A 17,300-nucleotide genomic window follows, 5' to 3' on the forward strand; every position below is an offset into this window, starting at 1 on the left:
GATGGCGCCCGCGCCGAACGACACAGCAATCGAGGTCAGGCCTGGTGTCATCTGTTGCCGATCAGCCGGTGCTTCACCTCGCCTCCGTGCTGGAAAGCCCCCGGCACGCCGTGACCCATCTGCTCGAGAGCGCCCGCGCCGGCGGCAACGCCGATATCCGCAGCCTGCTCGTCGCCGGGCTGCGCGAGGTCCTCGACCAGGGCCATGAGTCCGCTCGCGAACTGCTGAAACGCCCTCGTCACGGCCTGGCCTGCGCACAGCATCTTTCGGCGGTGATGGATGCGGTGGTCGGCAGTCTCCATGTCGCGGCGACGGAGCATTTTTATCCAGCGCTCAACCCGTCCCAATCGGAACGCATCGCCGTGATCGCGGTCGGCGGCTATGGCCGCGGAACGCTGGCGCCGGGCTCGGATGTCGACCTGCTCTTCCTGTTCCCGCACAAGCAGACAGCCTGGGGCGAGAGCGTCGTCGAGGCCATGCTCTATCCGTTGTGGGATCTGAAGCTGAAGGTCGGCCATTCGGTGCGCTCGGTCGATGACTGCGTGCGCGAGGCGCGCGCCGACATGACGATCCGCACGGCGCTGCTGGAGGCCCGCTTCATCGCCGGCGACGTGCTTTTGTTCCACGACATGGTGCGCCGCTTCGGCGCCGAGGTGGTCGAGGGCACGGCACCGGCCTTCACCGAAGCCAAGCTGCAGGAGCGCGAGACCCGGGTTCGGCGCGCCGGCACGTCGCGCTATCTGGTCGAGCCCAACGTCAAGGATGGAAAGGGCGGCCTGCGCGATCTCAACACGCTGTTCTGGATCGCGAAATACGCCTATCGCGTCAACGATGTGCGCGAACTCGTCGCCGCCGGCCTGTTCGATCGCAAGGAACTGTTGATGTTCCAGCGCTCGGAGGAGTTCCTCTGGCGTGTGCGCTGCTGGCTGCATTTCATCACCGGACGGGCCGAGGAACGGCTCTCCTTCGATCTGCAAAGACAGGTGGCAGCCGCAATCGGCTATGCCGGGCGCAGCGGACAGGCGCCGGTCGAGCGCTTCATGAAGGCCTATTTCCTCGTGGCCAAGGATGTCGGGGACCTGACCGCGATCGTCTGCGCCGCGCTGGAAGCGCGTCAGCAGAAGCCGCGCGCCTCGCTCTCGCGGCTGCTCGGTTCCTTTGCCAAGCGCAAGCGCGTGCGAGCGCTCGGCCATCCCGACTTCACGCTGAAGAGCCAGCGGCTGAACGTCATCGATGCCGATGCGTTCCGGCGCGATCCGGTCAACCTGCTGCGGCTTTACGAGATCGCCAGCCGCGACGATCTCGCGATCCATCCCGATGCCAGCCGGCTGGTGACGCAGTCGCTGCGGCTGGTGACGCCGCAGCTGCGCAACGACCCCGACGCCAACCGGATCTTCCTCGAAATCCTGACAGCGCGGCGCTCGCCGGAGGCGGTGCTGCGGCGGATGAACGAGTCCGGGCTGCTCGGCAAGTTCGTGCCCGATTTCGGGCGCGTCGTCGCGATGATGCAGTTCAACATGTATCATCACTACACGGTGGACGAGCACCTGATCCGGGCCATCGGCGTGCTGGCCGAGATCGATGCCGGCGTGCTCGAAACCGAGCATCCGCTCGCCAACGAGATCATGCCGACGATCACCAATCGCCGCGCACTCTACGTCGCGCTGCTCCTGCACGACATCGCCAAGGGGCGGATCGAAGATCATTCGGTCGCGGGCGCCCGCATCGCACGCAAGCTCGCACCGCGGCTCGGCCTCACCGAAGGCCAGACCGAGACCGCAGCCTGGCTGGTCGAGCACCATCTCGACATGTCGACCGTCGCCCAGAGCCGCGATCTCGGCGACCCCAAGACGATCGAGAGCTTCGCCGCAACCGTGCAGACGCTGGAGCGGCTGAAGCTCCTGCTGGTTCTGACCGTCGCCGACATCAAGGCGGTCGGCCCCGGCGTCTGGAACGGCTGGAAGGGTCAGCTCCTGCGAACGCTCTATTACGAGACCGAGATCGTGCTCGCCGGCGGCCATTCGGTGATCGAGCGCAAGGCCCGGGTCGAGAAGAAGCAGGATGGCCTGAAGGCGCGCCTCGCCGATTGGGACGAGGCCGCCCGCGACGCCTATCTCTCCCGGCATTATCCAGCCTACTGGATCAAGGTGGACGTCGCCGAGCAGGAAAAGCATGCGCGCTTCCTGCGCCGGGCGGAAGCGGAGGGCCGCACCACGGCGACGCTGGTCGAGACCGACCAGTTTCGCGGCGTGACGGCTCTGACCATCCTCGCTCCCGACCATCCCCGCCTGCTCGCGATCATCACCGGCGCCTGCGCTGCGGCCGGCGGCAACATCGTCGATGCGCAGATCTTCACGACGACGGACGGGCTCGTGCTCGACACGATCTCGGTCTCGCGCGCCTTCGACCGCGACGACGATGAATTGCGCCGGGCCGAGCGGATCGCGGCCGCGATCGAGCGTGCGCTGAAGGGCGAGATCAAGATCGCCGATCTCGTCGCCCAGCGCCGTGCGCCGCCAGCGCGCGGCCAGACCTTCCAGGTCGCGCCCGAGGTCATCATCGATAATGTGCTGTCGGCCCGCCACACCGTTCTGGAGGTCGCCGGGCTCGACCGGCCGGGGTTGCTCTACGATCTCACCACCGCGATCGGAAAGCTCAACCTCAACATCGCCTCTGCGCATATCGCGACCTTCGGCGAGAAGGCGGTCGACGTGTTCTACGTCACTGACCTGACCAATGCGAAGATCGTCTCGACCGCGCGCCAGTTGACGATCCGCAAGGCCCTGCTCGACGTCTTCGGTCCCGATGCGGAGAAGACGCATGCACCCAAGGCCAAGGTCGCCGCGCGTGCTTGATTTAAGCCCGCATAAGCCCGATATCGGCCGGGAACGCGGTCGCGCGCCGATGTCGCGACCAGGTCTTTGATAGAAGCTGAGAGGCTTGCCTTTGGCGAAAGCGGGTCGACCCGTTTTCGCGCAAGACTCCCGATATGGATTGGATGATGCGATGACGCAGAAGCCTGCGACGGAAAACCCGAACGCCGAGCCCGCGGTCGACGAGGCCGCGCCCCAGTCCCCCGAAGAGATCATCCAGGCCAATTTCGCCAGGATCGAGGCCGAGCGTGACGACCTCAAGGACAAACTCCTGCGCACGCTCGCCGACATGGAAAACCTGCGCCGGCGCACCGAGCGCGAGATCGGCGACGCCAAGGCCTATGCCGTGACGAGCTTCGCCCGCGACATGCTGGGCTCGGCCGACAATCTGCGCCGGGCGCTGGAAAGCCTGCCCGAGAGCGCCCGTGCTGCCGAGGAGCCCGCGCTCAAGGCCCTGATCGAGGGCGTCGAGCTGACCGAGCGCGATCTGGTCAAGACGCTGGAGCGCCATGGCGTGCGGAAGATCGACCCTCAGGGCGAGAAATTCGACCCCAACATGCATCAGGCGATGTTCGAGGCACCCGATGCGGAGATCGGCAAGGGGCTCGTCTCCAAGGTCGTGCAGTCCGGCTACAAGATCGGCGAGCGCGTACTGCGTCCGGCTCTCGTCGGCGTTTCGGCCGGCGCGCCGAAGCCGCAGGCGGCTGACGGCGGAGACGCTGCCCCGAGCGGCCACTGAGCCGTGCTTGAGGCCGCCGGCGTCGCCATCTTCGCGCTGACCGGCGCCCTCGTCGCCGCGCGCAAGGGCATGGACCCGTTCGGGTTCATTCTGCTCGCGACCACAACCGGTACCGGGGGCGGCACCATGCGCGACCTGGCGCTGGGCCGGCCCGTCGGCTGGGTCGAAGCGCCTCTGAATGTCCTGATCTGCGCCAGCGTGGCGCTCGTCGCCTGGCTCATCGCCTATCTGCGGCCGGGCCAGCTCGAAGGCTGGAGCGCCAAGCGCGTGCTCCTCTGGGCGGATGCGTCGGGAATGGCGCTCTTTGCGGTCTCCGGCACGCAGATCGCACTGGCGGCCGACGTTCCGCTGCTTTCGGCGATCGCGCTCGGCGCCGTCACCGCCTCTTTCGGCGGGATCCTCCGTGACATCCTCGCCGGTGACCGCGCCATGGTGCTGTGGAGCCGCGATTTCTATGTCACCGCCGCCACCGCCGGCGCGAGCGCGACGGCGCTCCTGACCTATTTCGGCTTCGCCCCCGTCGTCGTCCTGCTCGGCGGCCTTGCGGCGGGCTTCGGGCTTCGGGCCGGCTCGATCCTGTTCGGCTGGTCGTTCCCGCATCTCCCTGGCAACGACCCGCGCTGAACGCGTTCCGGTTCAGGCGGCAGGCTTCGTCACGCGCCGCAAGGTCAGGTTGATCCGCCCGCCCTGCGGCAGCAGCGCCGAGGAGCCGGCGAGGATGCGGTCGATGCCGTGATAGGCCAGCCGCGCCTCGCCACCGAAGAGCAGTGCGTCGCCCGAGGCGAGCTTCAGCGAGACCGTCTTGCCGCCGCGCTGGGTGCCGCCGATCCTGAAGACCGCCGTATCACCGAGCGACAGCGACAGCACCGGCGCGTCGAACGCCTGCTCGTCGCGGTCCTGATGCAGCCCCATCTTCGCGCTCGCCTCATAGAAATTGACCAGGCAGGCCTCCGGAGGATGCGGATAGCCCGCAAGCTCCCGCCAGGCCTGCGACAGCACCGCAGGCATCGGCGGCCAGGGTTCGCCCGTCGCCGGATGCAGCGGCTGGTAACGGTAGCCGGCCTCGTCGGAGACCCAGCCGAGCGAACCGCAATTGGTCATCCGGACCGAGAAGGGCTTTCCGGTCCTGGGCATGCGCGGCTGGAAGAACGGCGCGAACCGCGCGACCTCGCGCAGATCGTCGACCAGCGCGGCCTGTGCCTGCGGCGCAAGATAGCCCGGCCAGTGGACGACGCCGGGCGCGACGACGAGCCGGGTCATGGCGTGACCCTACAGCGTATCGAGGCCGAGCACGTCGGCCATGGAATACAGGCCCGGCTTGCGCCCCCTGCCCCAGAGCGCCGCCTTGATCGCTCCTTGCGCGAAGAGGCTGCGATCCTCGGCGATATGGGAGAGTTCGAGCCGCTCGCCAGTGCCTGCGAAAATGACCTTGTGATCGCCGACGACCGTGCCGCCGCGGAGCGTCGCGAAGCCGATCGTACCCGGCACGCGCGCGCCGGTATGGCCGTCGCGCACGGCGACACGCTGCTTTGCCAGATCGACTGCCCGTCCCTCGGCCGCCGCCTCGCCCAGCAGGACGGCGGTGCCCGAAGGGGCATCGACCTTCATGCGGTGATGCATCTCAGCGATCTCGATGTCCCAGTCGGTGCCGAGCGTCGCCGCAACCTTGCGGACGAGCGCGGCCAGCAGATTGACGCCGAGGCTCATATTGCCGGAGCGGATGATGGCCGTTTCCTGCGCCGACCCTTCCAGCTTCGCCAGATGCTGCGGCTCCAGCCCGGTGGTGCCGACGATGTGGGCGATGCGCGCCCGGGCAGCGAGCGCGGCGAAGGCGACGGTCGAATCGGGCGTCGTGAAATCCAGCACGCCCTCGGCTGCGGCGAACGCCGCCGGCGCATCCTCGCCGACCAGCACGCCGCTCGCCGGCAGGCCGGCCAGCACGCCGGCATCCTGGCCCAGCATGGCCGAGCCGGGCCGCTCGATCGCAGCCGACAGGATACAGCCCGGAGCCTCGTGGATCGCCTTGATCAGCATCCGGCCCATGCGGCCGGCGGCACCGACGACGACGAGACGCATATCGGACATGAAAGCAGACTCCGGTGGTCGGGGACATGGGCGCGAGGTCGCGCCGTCCGCCCCTGCCGACAACGCGATATCCGCCTATAGGACGGATCGGGACGGCGTGACACCCGAAACCGCGCAACGAAAAACGGCCGGGTTGCCCCGGCCGTTCTCGATCGTTCCTGGATACGTCGCGCGGTCGCCGGATCAGGCGGCCTGCTGGATGCCCGAGAGCTTCCAGGCGCCGCCGCGCGGACGCAGGAAGGTCCAGTGCTCGGTGACCTCCTGCGGGACGGTCGCATTGCCATCGACGACCTTGCCGGTGGCGCGCTCATAGAGCGCGTTGATCAGGCTGAAGCGCATCGCAACGGTCGCGTAGTCGAGGTCGCCCTCGCGCCAGGCTTCCGACAGGTCGCCCTGCACCAGCTTGACGTCCGAGACCCGGTCGACCAGGCCCTTGCGGGCATTGCCCGAGAGATCCTCGTCGAAATAGCCGAACATCTCGGGCGTGACGCGGTCGCGCAGACCCTTCTCGTCCTCGTTCGAATAGGCCGTGTTGATCTCGCCGAGCAGGCGCTCGAAGGTGCTGAAATCCTCACCCGAAAGCTCGATCGGCGCGGTCTGCGGCGTGGCAGCCGGACGGCCCGCCCCACCACCCATGGCGCCCATGCGGGCGTCGGGCTGCGGCTGGTACATCTCGCGCGGCATCGGCGCACCGGCACCGGCCAGCTGCGGCTCGGCCCGGCGGCGGAAGAAGCGCAGCGCCAGCCAGATCGCGCCGCCGATGAGGGCGAGCTGCAGCAGGAAGCCGAACATGCCGGCCAGCGAGGCGAGCCCGCTGAAGAAACCGGCGCCCGAGAGCATACCGAACAGGCCAGCGCCCAGCAGACCCGCGCCGAGGCCCATCATCAGGTTGCGCGCCATCGACGGCCGCGCGGCCTGCGCGGCGGCGGCAGCGCCGGCAGCCGGAGCAGCCTGCGTCGGCGAAGGCGTCGCGCTGCGCTGGAAGGGCTGCGCGCCATTCGGGGCAGTATTGGTGCGGGCCGGCGCCGACTCGGTGCGCGAACCGCGGCTGCCGAACCCGCCCTTGCCGCCACCGGGCCTGGCCTCGGCGAGCACAGGGACGAGAAGCAGAGCGCCAGCGAGCACAGCGACGACACGACCACGGCGGGCGAGCGAAATCAGAGACATGGTTCCTCCCGGAGCCCCCCTTGGGCTCTCTTTGCAGCAATATGGCCCATGACAGCCCCCTTCGCAAGGTCACGCCAACTAAGCGTCTGCGATATAACAATAATCTGAAAATATAGCGACGCTGGGCGAATATGACGCCTTGTGCTAGACTGAAGACCTCGTCGCTGCACATGAGCTTTTGGCTGCGCGGGAGTGAGCCATGACCGCAAAAGCGCCCGGGCTTCGTGAGACAAGACGCAAGCGGCAGCGGCCTGCCCAAGCGTTACGGCGCGCCTTGTCGATGGCGTTGCTGGGCATCGCCCTGCTCACGTTCACCGCCGATGCGCATGCGGGCGAGGCCGCCGTCGCGCTGGAACCGCCCCGGCTGGCCCAGGCCCCCGAGCCGCTCTGCTTCTGCTGGAACGAGGGCCGCAAGATCGCCGAGGGCGCCGCCGCCTGCATCCGCACCTCGCAGGGCCGCCGTCTCGCGGAATGCGGGCGCGTCATCAACATGATGTCCTGGCAGGTCACCGAGACGCCCTGCCCGGAGAGTTGAGCCGGTCGGCGCCAGCGCGCCTCTGTCCGAACAGGCCGGGGCCGAATGCCGGAAAAGCAAACGCCGCCGGAATGATTTCCCGGCGGCGCCTTAAGGCTCCAGTGGTCCCTGCGACTCGAGACTGACGTCCGTCAGAACGCTCCCAGAACGATCAACATCATGAAAACGAATGCCGCACCCATGATCAATCGGTCGAGACGTAGCGTGAGGCTCATCACACCCTCCTTTGTCATTGACCTGGCACAACGCTAGCAGAACTGGCAGCGGCTGCAAGGGGGCAACAGCGTGGCGCGAACGCGGCGGAGCCAAGAGTATGCTTAAACATGAGTTAAAGCATTGAAGAGTTTTGGGGATAAGCTCGGCTAGGCGCCTGCCTCGACACGCTTTTCCAAGGCCTTCGCCACGGCGATGACATGTTCGTCGCTGCCGAACCCGGCAATGATCTGGACGGTCGCCGGAAGACCGCGCGGGCCGCGCGCCAGCGGCACCGTCACGCAGGGCACGCCGAGCAGGGTCCAGAGGCGGTTGAAGCGGGAATCGCCGGTGGATTCGAGCGTATCCGGCGCCTCGCCGGGAGCGGCGTAGCTCACCACGACATCGACCTCGCCGAAGAAGTCCCGAGCCGCATCGCGGCCTCGGCGCGAGAGCCGGCGCGCCTCGTCATATTGCTCGGGCGTGGTCGCGCGGGCAGCGTCGAGATAGGCGCGCAGCTTCGGCGGCAAGGCGTCGCGATGATGCGCGTATTCCCAGGCCAGCGCCTGCGTCGCCTCATAGTCCTGCAGCGGGCCGTGAGCGTGGAAAGCCTCGGCCAGCGCCGCCGGGCCGTCATGGGGGACGAGCACCGCGCCAGCGTCGGCGGCAAGCTCCCGGAAGCGCTGCAGCGCGGCCGCCGAGGCCGGCTCGGGTGCGCCGGCATAGGCCTGCTCGTGGATGCCGATGCGCAGCCCGGCCAGACTCGCGGCCGGGGCGTCGAGGCTTGGGCGGCCGGCGATCGCCGCCAGCGCGGCACCGACATCGTCTGCGCTCGCGGCCATCAGGCCCAGCGTATCGAGCGACCAGGAGAAGGGCTTCACCCCGACGGTCGGCAGCAGCGCATAGGAGGGCTTGATCGCGGCGACGCCGCAATAAGCGGCGGGCCGGATCACCGATCCGCCGGTCTGGGTGCCGATGGCGAGCGGGATCATGCCGGCAGCGACGGCGGCGGCCGAGCCGGCCGAAGACCCGCCGGGGCTCGCCGTCAGGTCGTGCGGGTTGCGGGTCGGTGCCGGATCGAGAAAGGCGAAGGCGGTCGTATGGGTCTTGCCCGCGACGGTCGCCCCCGCCGCCTTCAACGCCATGACGATCGGCGCATCGGCGCGCGGCTGCCAGCCGTCATAGATGGCTGAGCCCATTCGCGTCGGCAGATCGGCGATGTCGATAATATCCTTGACGCCACAGGCGATGCCGGCGAGCGGCCCTTCGCCGGGCAGGAGCGCGTCCGGGCGGCTGGCGAAGGCCTGGATCTGCGGTTCAAGCTCCGCGATGCGCGCGGCCGTGGCGGCAAGCGCATCGGCGGGTGTGGCCTCGCCGCGCTCGATGCGGCTCAGGATCTTGCGCAGGCTCTGCATCTCACTCTCCGATGACGCGGACGATCAGACCCGTCGCGCGGCGCGCGATCGGAATGGCGATGAAGGCCGTACCGGCGGCGCAGGGCCAGGCGACGGCAAAGGCCGCCAGCCAGTGCCGAACGAAATCGGGCGGCAGCCCGAGATTGAGCCAGGTCACCAGCGCGGTCATCAGGAAGGCCATGATGCCCGCCATCAGAACCGGAAAAATGAAGCGTGCCTTGCCCGTCATACCGTCATTCTCCTGAACACCCGACGCCTCTCTGGCATGGCCTGCCGGGCGCGAAAAGGCGGCCGGGCGGTTAACAGGGCTGCGCCACCATTAGCCTCGCATTAACCGCCGCGCCAAAGTTAATCACGCTGTGTCGTCGCGGGCTCACCCGGTTGAGAAACCGTTCACGAAACGGGTCCCATTTGATCGGTCATGCGACGCGTTCACCTCGCCCTCATCGCGCTCGGCTTGCTCGGCTCCGGCCTTGCCGGCTGCGGCAAATTCCAGAAACCGCAGCGCGCCGCCTGGCGCGACCAGGCGGAAGCCGCCTGCCTGTCCTCGCGCCAGGTGCAGCTCTCTTCCTATGTCAGCCTGCGCGACAAGCCGATCGACGGCCCCGGCACATGCGGCATGGAAAAGCCGCTGAAGGTCTCAGCCTTCGCCAATGGCGGTGTCGGCCTGACCAGCAGCGCCACCCTGTCATGCCCGGTGGTCGCGACCACCGACACATGGCTGGCGCAGGTGGTGCAGCCGGCCGCGCAGAACGTGCTCGGCGCCCAGGTCATCGAGATCAGGGCCGGCTCCTATTCCTGCCGGGCCATGAACAACGGCTCCGGCACCAGCCGGACCTCGGAGCACGCCTATGGCAATGCCGTCGACGTGTTCTCCTTCCGCCTGAACGACGGGCGCAACATCACCGTCAAGGATGGCTGGCGCGGCTCGCCCGAGGAGCAGAACTTCCTGCGCGAGGTCTTCGTCGGCGCCTGCGAGCACTTCTCGACCGTGCTCGGGCCCGGCGCGGACATGTTCCACTACGACCATTTCCACATCGACCTGGCGCGCCACTCGAAGGGCCGGCACATCTGCAAGCCAGTGATCAAGTACACGCCGAACTACAACCTGCCGCCGCCGGACCCGGCACGCCCCTATTCCATGGCACAGCCGAGATTGCGTGACAGCGCACCGGCGCTGGTGGCGGGCGGCGGCGGGCTGCTGCGCCAGCCGAGCGGCGGCATGCGTCCGCCGGGTGCGGTCGCGAACGCCGGAGCCTATCCGGTCGCGGCCCATGGCGGACAGGGGCTGGAGAGCCAGCGCCGCTTCCTCGAGGAGTATGACAACAAGCCGCTCAACCCGCCGCGCGCCAGCCGGCCCGCAGGCGGCTCCTACCAGCCGCAGGCACTGCCGAGCGAGCAGCGCGGGCCTTTGATGCTGCCGGGCTCCGTGCCGCCGACCGAGGAGATGATCCTCGGCGACGACGAGGGCACCGGCGTCATGGATCAGGAAGGCTACGACCAGGCCCAGCCCGCGATCAGCCCCGACCGGGACCCGTTCGCCTACAGTGCAGGGCGCGCTCCGCCACGGCGCTAACGACGGAAGGTCGGCTAGCGCGACACCAGCACCTGCCGGCATTCGGCCGGCAGCGCATCGAGCGACATCGGCGGCTTGGGCTTCGGCGGCGGCCCCGTGCGGGGCGGCTTCGGTGGGGCGAAGATCGCGGCGCGCTGACGCTCGATCCAGCCCGAAAGCTCCTCGCCGCAACCATCGCCGAAATTCGGCGGTTCCTGGCCGCTGCAGCTCGCCATCCCGGCCGGGCAGCTCATGCGGATATGGAAATGGTAGTTGTGGCCCCAGATCGGCCGGACCTTGTTCAGCCATGAGCGGTCCGCGCCAGCCTCGCGGCAGAGCGCGACCTTCAGGGCCGGATTGACGAAGATGCGCTCGACCCGGGGCTCGCTCGCCGCCGTCCTGATCAGCTTCGTATGGGCCGGCGTCCAGTTCTTCGGATCGACGTCGCGCCAGTCGGCGCGGGCCATGTTGACGGCCGGCATGTTCTCGCGGGCCTCGCCGTCGAGACGGGTGCGCGGCATCGGCGTCAGCCAGAGATCAGCGTCGAGGCCGATCTGGTGGGAGGCGTGGCCGGTCAGCATCGGCCCGCCGCGCGGCTGCGAGATGTCGCCGACGAGGAGGCCGGGCCAGCCATTGATCTTCGGCACGTCGCGGGCAAGGTCCTCGAGGTAGTCGATCAGGACTGGGTGCCCCCAGTTGCGGTTACGGGCGAGCCGCATCACCTGCCAGCTCGGCCCGTCGATGGGCAGCGCGGTCGCGCCGGCAAGGCAGCCGCGGGCATAGGAGCCGATGGCGCGCGCCTGCATGCCGGCCGGCGCCGTCTTCTGGCCGAAGAGGGCGCGGGCAGCCTCCGGAAAGGCCGCGATGTTGGCTGCGCGGCGCCTGGCCTCCTCATCGGCGGTCGATTGAGCCTGCCCCGTCACGGGCGCGAGCGCCGCGATCAGGAGCACGGAGGCGGCGAGGATTCGGCGATTCAGGGCGTGCATACCCAAGAATCGGCTCGATATGCGACAAAGGTCAAGCGCGGGACTGTCGATTTGGCGATGGACAAGGCACCTGCGAGGCGGCAGCCTCCGAAACGACAGCCGGACGATCAAGATCCGGACCGATCGGGGAAGGACAACGCAGCATGACGGATTTCAGGATCGACCGACGGGCCCTGCTCGGCGGCCTCGGCGCAACGATGGCCGTGCCGGCAACGGGCTTCGCGCAGGCGCCCTGGCCTCAGGGCCGCACACTCAAGCTGGTGGTGCCCTTCCCTCCCGCCGGGGCGACCGACGTGCTCGGCCGACTCGTGGCCGACAAACTCGGCCAGGCATGGGGCATCAACCTCGTCGTCGAGAACCGTGCCGGCGCGGGCGGCAATATCGGCACCGACGTCGTCGCCAAGGCCGAACCGAATGGTGAGACGCTGCTGATCGTCTCGGTCGGCATGGCCACCAACCAGTATCTCTACGCCAGGCTCAATTATGATCCGGTCAAGGATCTGGCGCCCGTCACCATGGTCGCACTCGTGCCGAACCTGCTCGTGGTCAATAAAGACCTTCCGTTCAATTCGGTCGCCGAGCTGGTCGCCTATGCCAAAGCGAACCCTGGCAAGCTGACCTACGGCTCGTCGGGTGTCGGCACCTCGGTGCATCTCTCCGGCGAGTATTTCCAGAAGCTGACCGGCACGAAGATGGTGCATGTGCCCTATCGCGGCACGGCACAGGCGACGCAGGACCTGATCGGCGGGCGCATCGACCTGATCTTCGACAACATCACACAGGCGCTGCCGCATGTGCGGGCGGGCTCGATCCGGGGCCTCGGCATCACCACGGCCAGGCGCTCCGCCACGGCGCCGGAATTCGCGCCGATCGCGGAGACGGTGCCGGGCTTCGACGTCTCGTCCTGGTTCGCGCTGTTTGCGCCCGCCAGGACGCCTCAGGCCATCATCGACAAGATCCAGGCCGACACCAAGGCCGGGCTTGCCGATCCGGGCCTGCGCGCCAAGATGGACCTGCTCGCGGCCGAGCCAGTGGGCGGCACACCGGCCGAACTCGGAGCCTTCCTGCAGACCGAGATGAAGAAATGGGGCGACCTGATCAAGGAGATCGGCGTGAAGGCGGAATAGCGCAGGGCCGGGCACCCGGCGTCATGGCCCGGAGACCGGAACCTGCCGCGCGTTCCCGGCGTTCCCTTCTGCATCCTGTCGCGTCGCACCGCGATGCAGAGTTCAAAGGGTTTCCGCCATGTCCACGCTCGTCATCGTCATCCTGCTCGTGCTGCTGCTCGGTGGCGGCGGCTATTACGGCCATCGCTCCTATGGCGCGACCGGCCTCGGCGGCGTGCTGGGGCTCGTCCTCGTCATCGTCCTGGTGCTGTGGCTGCTGGGTGCGATCGGTGGCGCGCCTGTCCGGATCTGAGCGCCATCAGAGCAACGACGCCGGACGTTTCCGCCCGGAGGGTCGCGACCGCCGCCCTCAGGCGCGGGCGCGGCTTTCCCAGACGGCAATCGCCGCTGCAAGATCCTCGAGCGAGACGCCCACGGATTTGAACAGCGTGATCTCGCCTTCCTCGGCACGGCCGACGATCCTGCCATGGCACAGGTCGGTCAGCGTCCCGGCGATCTTCTCGGCCGTGTAATTGCCCTCGTCGATGCCGATGGCAATGTCGCCGCCCTCGTCGATCGCCTTCTCGGAATCGACGACGACGCGGGCGCGCTCGAGCGCGTCGGCATCGGCCTCGCGCATCTGCATGGTGAAGGCGCCGACGAGATCGAGATGCGCGTCGCGCTTGAGCCAGCGGCCATGGATCAGCGGCTGCGTCGCATTGGTGGCGCAGGAGATGATGTCGGCGGTGCGCGCCTCTCCTTCCAGATCGACCACGGCCCTCGCCTCGATGCCATCCCGTGCCAGTTCGGCGACGACGGCTTCGGCCGCCTCCGGCCGGCGGGCCCAGATTGCGATGTCGGTCAGCGGCCGCACCGCGCGGTGCGCCTTGATCAGGAAGGGCGCGAGGCCGCCCGCACCGACCATCAGCATGCTGGAGGCTTCGGGGTTCGACAGGTAGCGCGAGGCCAGCGCCGATGCGGCTGCCGTGCGCCACAGCGTCAGGCGGTTTCCGTCCATCACGGCGAGGGGCTCGCCGGTGCGGCCGTTCATCAGCAGATAGGCGCCCATGACGCCCGGCAGGTTGCGTGTGCCGTTGGCGAAGAAGACCGAGACGATCTTGGTGCCGAGATAGGCAGTCTCACTGTCAGGCGCGCTCCAGGCCGGCATGATCAGGAGAACAGCCTCCTCGCCCGGTCGCGCGATCTGATGGTGCGTGCGGGGCGGAACCACCGCCTCGCCGCGAAAGGCCTCGGCGAGCGTATCGATCAGCCCGGGAAAGGTCAGTGCCGCATCGATCTCGTCAGGTCCGAAAAGCTTCATCAGCCACGTCCATTGGTGAGAGCCGGCAGGGCCGAGTCCGGCACGGCCGCGCGCAGCATCTGTGTCTCCGAGCGGAGGGTCTCCGCTTCGCGCCGGTTGCGGCGGGCCGCCCTGCGGTGCTTGCCCTGCGCCAGCCAGGAGGCGAGACCGCCGATCAGCACACCGACGGCGAGCGCCGCTAGGACGACGGCGAAGAGGGGCAGATCGAAGGCAAAGACCGGCGCGTCGCGGCTGATCGGATCGAAAGAGACGCGGACAGGTGCCCGGTTCGCGACCGAGAACAGCACGATCGCCAGCGCGATCGGCACCAGGACGAGGGCCTTGAAGAAGGATTTCATCGGGTTTCCTTTGCGCGATCGCTCGATCCGGGGCGGCACGGGGATGCTGCCACCACGCGATCTTTCAGGGCTTCGGCGTCATTCCGGAGAGACGGCGGCGCCATCGAGTCCCGAAATGACGGGCGCGTTTCCGGCGAAAGCCTCTTTCAGAACGTCGTCACGCCTTCCCGTTGAGCCGAAGCCTGAGCTCCTTGCCCGTCTTGAAGACGGGGACGAACTTCTCCTCGACCTCGACCGCATCGCCCGTACGGGGGTTGCGACCGACGCGGGCGGAGCGCGCCTTGCGCGAGAAGGCGCCGAAGCCCCGCAGCTCGACCCTGTCGCCGCGCGAGAGCGCCTTGACGACCTCGTCGAGGATCGCCGTGACGATATTCTCGATATCGCGCTGATAGAGATGGCCGTTACGTTCGGCGATGCGTTGAACGAGTTCTGATTTTATCATCGTTGCAATATAACCGCTTGTATCAACATCACTTTTCGACTGCAGGCTGCCAGAGCGCCAGAGGCGCGTCAAGCCGCAAACCGAGCGGTTGATCGGCCGCACGGGCCAGGATCGCGGCCAGCGTGTCGAGGCCCGCCGCGCGGGCCATCGCCTCGCCCGCGCTCCACAGCCCAAGCGACGAGGTTTCGCTCCGGCGGCGCCAGTCGCGGACGCGCAATCCCTTGGCGACCCCCTTCTCACGCTCCAGCCAGGCGATCGCTTCCGGTTCGCCACCGATCTCGTCGACCAGCTTCAGCGCGGCAGCCTGCCGGCCGGTGTGGACGCGCCCGTCGGAGACGACCGCGACCTCGGGCTCCGCCAACCGGCGACGCTCGCGGACCAGGCGCTTGAACCAGTCGTAATTGTCGTCGACGACGCGCTGGAGGGCCGCGCGCGCCTCCGGCGAAGTCGGCTCGAAGCCGCTGGGCGCGGCCTTGAGCGGGCTCGACTTGATGGACTCGACCTTGACACCGATGGTGTCCAGCAATTGCGCGACGTTCGGGAGCTGGAACAGAACGCCGATCGAGCCGACGAGCGAGGTCTGGCGCGCCACGATCCGGTCGGAGCCGATCGCCGCAATGTAGCCACCCGAGGCCGCGAGGCCGTCGACGACCGCGACCATCGGTTTCTTCGCCGCGAGCTGGCGCAGCGCATCATAGAGCGCCTCGGAGCCGCTGACCGTGCCGCCGGGGCTGTCGATCCTGACCAGAACGGCCGCGGCGCGGCTGTTCTCGAGCGACTTGACGAGCTCCAGCGTGCGCCTGTCGCCCGAGATGAAGCCCGAGATCGTGACTCGGGCGATATGAGCCTGGCTGAGCGAGCCGGGGGTCCGCCCCGTCCAGGCGAGGCCGGCAACGACGGCCGCGCCGAGAACGCCGACGACGGCGAGAAGGCGCCACAGCGTCACCTTGCGGCGCAGACTGCGACGGTCGGCGAGCAGATCAGCATCGGACGACATCAAGGCGCTCCTGTCGGCTCAGAGCCAAAGATCATGACGAGGCCCGAAAACGGTTCTCATTCTCGGCATTATGCTCTGGGGTCCGTGGTGTAGCCTCGCACCGGAGCGGGAGCAAGGCGAAGCACGAGCCTCAGGCTGCGACCGGCGCGCGCGTCCGGTCGAGCGCCAGCAAAGCGAGCCCGCTCGCGACCGAGCGGAAGGCATCGCCGACATGGATCCGCCCGGCGCCGAAGCGGCGGTCGAACAGCGCGCGCACGGCCGGCACATGCGAGGTGCCGCCGGTCATGAAGACGGCCTCGATCGCACCGGAGGCAACATTCGCCTCGGCCAGAGCCTTGTCGAGCGCAGCCTCGATCGCACCGACATCCGCGGCGATCCAGCCGTCGAAATCGGCGCGCGTGATGGTGCGCTCGATCGCGACGCCCATCTGTTCGAAGTGCAGCACGGTCTCATTCGCGGCCGAGAGCGCGATCTTGGCGGCCGAGACGGCGCGGTAGAGTTCGTAGCCGAGATCGTATTCGATCACGGTCAGCAAATCCTCGAGCTTGCCCGGCTCGACCGCATCGCGGATCAGCGCCTTGAGTTCGGCCATGGTCTCGCGGCTCTTCATCAGCGAAAGCCGATGCCATTGCGCGAAGGCGGCATGGTAATGCGCCGGGATCGGCAGCAGCTTCTCGAAAGAGCGATAGTCGCTGCCCTTGCCGAGGCGCGGCGAAACCGCATGCTCGATAATGCGGTAGTCGAAGGTGTCGCCGGCAACGCCGACGCCGGCATGGGAGAGCGGGATGGCATCTAGCCGCCCGGCCCCGCCGGGCTCGAAGCGCATCACCGAGAAATCGCTGGTGCCGCCGCCGAAATCGGCGACCAGCATGGTCTGCGGCTTCGCCAGATCACGGGCATACCAATAGGCGGCACCGAGCGGCTCATAGGCGAAGTCGACCTGCGGCATGCCGGCCTTGGCATAGGACGCCCTGAGCCGGCCGAGCGCGAGATCCTCATCCGGGCGCTCGCCAGCGAAGACGACGGGGCGGCCGGAGACCAGGGGCGTCTCGGCGACGCCGTCGAGGCCGGCCGAGAGATCCGACAGGAAGACGCCGATCAGATCCTCCAGCTTGAAGAGCTTGCCGAACAGCCGCGTCTCCTGAAAGGCGCGGCTGGAAAGATGGGTCTTTAGCGATTGCAGGAAGCGGTGCTCAGTCGTCATGCCCAACGCCATGTCGAGCGCGTCGGGCCCGCTGACATGGGCGATCGAGCTCTGCGGCGGGCGGCCCTCGCGCCAGAACATCAGGGCCGAACGGTAGGCATCGACCGCGCCCTGCTTCGTGGCGAAGGAGCGCGTCGTCACCGAGCCGTCGGCGCGAGCCAGGGCCACCACGCTGTTGGTGGTGCCGAAATCGATGCCGATGGCGGCGAGGGGCATGGTGCTCTCCTTGTCAGCAGGTACGGCGTCATCCCGGACAAGCGGCGCAGCCGCGCCGATCCGGGATCCACTCCGGAGCGCGGATCGGGGAGGCTCAGGAATGAATCCCGGGTCTCCGCTTCGCTACGC

18 protein-coding genes are annotated in these 17,300 nt (G+C 68.2%); 7 read left to right on the forward strand and 11 right to left on the reverse strand.

Features of this window, described 5'->3' with window-relative positions; translation table 11 throughout:
- The first annotated feature begins 44 nt into the window (after positions 1–44).
- The 3 genes from C8D03_RS03985 (at position 45) to C8D03_RS03995 (ending at position 4,236) form a co-directional block, all read left to right on the forward strand.
- Positions 45–2,855, forward strand: coding sequence for a [protein-PII] uridylyltransferase (locus C8D03_RS03985; RefSeq protein WP_282568553.1), 2,811 nt, complete (start codon positions 45–47; stop codon positions 2,853–2,855).
- 151 nt (positions 2,856–3,006) lie between these two features.
- Entirely contained in the window at positions 3,007–3,612 is a 606-nt protein-coding gene (gene grpE, locus C8D03_RS03990; RefSeq protein ID WP_108051181.1) for a nucleotide exchange factor GrpE, read from the forward strand.
- Positions 3,613–3,615: 3 nt separating this feature from the next.
- A complete protein-coding gene (locus C8D03_RS03995) occupies positions 3,616–4,236 on the forward strand; it encodes a trimeric intracellular cation channel family protein (protein WP_210203886.1) in 621 nt (206 codons plus the stop codon).
- Between the two features lie 12 nt (positions 4,237–4,248).
- Here the strand turns inward: C8D03_RS03995 and C8D03_RS04000 are convergent, their stop codons facing one another.
- The 3 genes from C8D03_RS04000 to C8D03_RS04010 all read right to left on the reverse strand — a co-directional run bounded on the left by C8D03_RS04000 (position 4,249) and on the right by C8D03_RS04010 (position 6,864).
- Positions 4,249–4,872, reverse strand: a complete 624-nt coding sequence (locus C8D03_RS04000; RefSeq protein ID WP_108045107.1) for an alpha-ketoglutarate-dependent dioxygenase AlkB family protein — start codon at positions 4,870–4,872, stop codon at positions 4,249–4,251.
- Between the two features lie 9 nt (positions 4,873–4,881).
- Positions 4,882–5,688, reverse strand: coding sequence for a 4-hydroxy-tetrahydrodipicolinate reductase (gene dapB / locus C8D03_RS04005; protein ID WP_108051183.1), 807 nt, complete (start codon positions 5,686–5,688; stop codon positions 4,882–4,884).
- Positions 5,689–5,880: 192 nt separating this feature from the next.
- Positions 5,881–6,864 (reverse strand): Tim44 domain-containing protein, encoded by a 984-nt coding sequence (locus C8D03_RS04010; protein WP_108045108.1) that lies wholly within the window; start codon positions 6,862–6,864, stop codon positions 5,881–5,883.
- 280 nt (positions 6,865–7,144) lie between these two features.
- On the opposite strand from C8D03_RS04010, the gene C8D03_RS04015 reads away from it, so the two are divergent.
- Positions 7,145–7,399, forward strand: coding sequence for a hypothetical protein (locus tag C8D03_RS04015; protein ID WP_108045109.1), 255 nt, complete (start codon positions 7,145–7,147; stop codon positions 7,397–7,399).
- 362 nt (positions 7,400–7,761) lie between these two features.
- Here C8D03_RS04015 and C8D03_RS04020 read toward each other — a convergent pair whose 3' ends face one another.
- Both C8D03_RS04020 and C8D03_RS04025 read right to left on the reverse strand, forming a co-directional pair.
- Complete coding sequence (locus C8D03_RS04020; protein WP_108045110.1) at positions 7,762–9,006, reverse strand: amidase; 1,245 nt, start codon at positions 9,004–9,006, stop codon at positions 7,762–7,764.
- Position 9,007: 1 nt separating this feature from the next.
- A complete protein-coding gene (locus C8D03_RS04025) occupies positions 9,008–9,235 on the reverse strand; it encodes a DUF2798 domain-containing protein (protein ID WP_108045111.1) in 228 nt (75 codons plus the stop codon).
- Positions 9,236–9,427: 192 nt separating this feature from the next.
- On the opposite strand from C8D03_RS04025, the gene C8D03_RS26585 reads away from it, so the two are divergent.
- Positions 9,428–10,582, forward strand: a complete 1,155-nt coding sequence (locus C8D03_RS26585; protein ID WP_210203887.1) for an extensin-like domain-containing protein — start codon at positions 9,428–9,430, stop codon at positions 10,580–10,582.
- Between the two features lie 14 nt (positions 10,583–10,596).
- On the opposite strand, the gene mepA is transcribed toward C8D03_RS26585, so the two are convergent.
- A complete protein-coding gene (mepA, locus tag C8D03_RS04035; protein ID WP_108045112.1) occupies positions 10,597–11,547 on the reverse strand; it encodes a penicillin-insensitive murein endopeptidase in 951 nt (316 codons plus the stop codon).
- Positions 11,548–11,690: 143 nt separating this feature from the next.
- Between mepA and C8D03_RS04040 the strand changes: the two genes are divergently transcribed.
- Both C8D03_RS04040 and C8D03_RS04045 read left to right on the forward strand, forming a co-directional pair.
- Positions 11,691–12,674, forward strand: a complete 984-nt coding sequence (locus C8D03_RS04040; protein WP_108045113.1) for a Bug family tripartite tricarboxylate transporter substrate binding protein — start codon at positions 11,691–11,693, stop codon at positions 12,672–12,674.
- A gap of 118 nt (positions 12,675–12,792) precedes the next feature.
- Positions 12,793–12,966, forward strand: a complete 174-nt coding sequence (locus C8D03_RS04045; RefSeq protein ID WP_108045114.1) for a DUF3309 family protein — start codon at positions 12,793–12,795, stop codon at positions 12,964–12,966.
- A gap of 57 nt (positions 12,967–13,023) precedes the next feature.
- Here C8D03_RS04045 and lhpI read toward each other — a convergent pair whose 3' ends face one another.
- The 5 genes from lhpI to C8D03_RS04070 form a co-directional block, all read right to left on the reverse strand.
- Positions 13,024–13,974 carry a bifunctional Delta(1)-pyrroline-2-carboxylate/Delta(1)-piperideine-2-carboxylate reductase gene (gene lhpI, locus C8D03_RS04050; RefSeq protein ID WP_108045115.1) on the reverse strand — a complete coding sequence of 317 codons (951 nt, stop codon included), beginning with the start codon at positions 13,972–13,974 and terminating at the stop codon, positions 13,024–13,026.
- Entirely contained in the window at positions 13,974–14,312 is a 339-nt protein-coding gene (locus tag C8D03_RS04055) for a LapA family protein (protein WP_108045116.1), read from the reverse strand. Before C8D03_RS04055 ends, lhpI begins: the two co-directional genes overlap by 1 nt.
- A 157-nt stretch (positions 14,313–14,469) precedes the next feature.
- On the reverse strand, positions 14,470–14,754 hold the full coding sequence (ihfB, locus tag C8D03_RS04060; RefSeq protein ID WP_108045117.1) for an integration host factor subunit beta: 285 nt from the start codon (positions 14,752–14,754) through the stop codon (positions 14,470–14,472).
- A 28-nt stretch (positions 14,755–14,782) separates the two neighbouring features.
- Positions 14,783–15,751, reverse strand: a complete 969-nt coding sequence (sppA, locus tag C8D03_RS04065) for a signal peptide peptidase SppA (RefSeq protein ID WP_108045118.1) — start codon at positions 15,749–15,751, stop codon at positions 14,783–14,785.
- 130 nt (positions 15,752–15,881) lie between these two features.
- The gene (locus tag C8D03_RS04070; RefSeq protein WP_108045119.1) at positions 15,882–17,171 is read right to left on the reverse strand and encodes an Hsp70 family protein; all 1,290 of its coding nucleotides are present in this window, start codon (positions 17,169–17,171) and stop codon (positions 15,882–15,884) included.
- Positions 17,172–17,300: the final 129 nt, after the last annotated feature.

The sequence above is a fragment of the Bosea sp. 124 genome, from assembly GCF_003046175.1.
In the GTDB taxonomy this organism is placed as follows: Bacteria; Pseudomonadota; Alphaproteobacteria; order Rhizobiales; family Beijerinckiaceae; genus Allobosea.

Excerpts from the sequence above, each read along its gene's own strand:
- C8D03_RS04010 (WP_108045108.1), bottom strand. The coding sequence starts at position 6,864 with ATGTCTCTGATTTCGCTCGCCCGCCGTGGTCGTGTCGTCGCTGTGCTC.
- C8D03_RS04000 (WP_108045107.1), bottom strand. The coding sequence starts at position 4,872 with ATGACCCGGCTCGTCGTCGCGCCCGGCGTCGTCCACTGGCCGGGCTAT.
- ihfB (WP_108045117.1), bottom strand. The coding sequence starts at position 14,754 with ATGATAAAATCAGAACTCGTTCAACGCATCGCCGAACGTAACGGCCAT.
- dapB (WP_108051183.1), bottom strand. The coding sequence starts at position 5,688 with ATGCGTCTCGTCGTCGTCGGTGCCGCCGGCCGCATGGGCCGGATGCTG.
- lhpI (WP_108045115.1), bottom strand. The coding sequence starts at position 13,974 with ATGAAGCTTTTCGGACCTGACGAGATCGATGCGGCACTGACCTTTCCC.
- C8D03_RS04045 (WP_108045114.1), top strand. The coding sequence starts at position 12,793 with ATGTCCACGCTCGTCATCGTCATCCTGCTCGTGCTGCTGCTCGGTGGC.
- C8D03_RS04020 (WP_108045110.1), bottom strand. The coding sequence starts at position 9,006 with ATGCAGAGCCTGCGCAAGATCCTGAGCCGCATCGAGCGCGGCGAGGCC.
- C8D03_RS04070 (WP_108045119.1), bottom strand. The coding sequence starts at position 17,171 with ATGCCCCTCGCCGCCATCGGCATCGATTTCGGCACCACCAACAGCGTG.
- mepA (WP_108045112.1), bottom strand. The coding sequence starts at position 11,547 with ATGCACGCCCTGAATCGCCGAATCCTCGCCGCCTCCGTGCTCCTGATC.
- C8D03_RS04040 (WP_108045113.1), top strand. The coding sequence starts at position 11,691 with ATGACGGATTTCAGGATCGACCGACGGGCCCTGCTCGGCGGCCTCGGC.
- C8D03_RS04015 (WP_108045109.1), top strand. The coding sequence starts at position 7,145 with ATGGCGTTGCTGGGCATCGCCCTGCTCACGTTCACCGCCGATGCGCAT.
- C8D03_RS26585 (WP_210203887.1), top strand. The coding sequence starts at position 9,428 with ATGCGACGCGTTCACCTCGCCCTCATCGCGCTCGGCTTGCTCGGCTCC.
- C8D03_RS04025 (WP_108045111.1), bottom strand. The coding sequence starts at position 9,235 with ATGACGGGCAAGGCACGCTTCATTTTTCCGGTTCTGATGGCGGGCATC.
- C8D03_RS04055 (WP_108045116.1), bottom strand. The coding sequence starts at position 14,312 with ATGAAATCCTTCTTCAAGGCCCTCGTCCTGGTGCCGATCGCGCTGGCG.
- grpE (WP_108051181.1), top strand. The coding sequence starts at position 3,007 with ATGACGCAGAAGCCTGCGACGGAAAACCCGAACGCCGAGCCCGCGGTC.
- sppA (WP_108045118.1), bottom strand. The coding sequence starts at position 15,751 with ATGTCGTCCGATGCTGATCTGCTCGCCGACCGTCGCAGTCTGCGCCGC.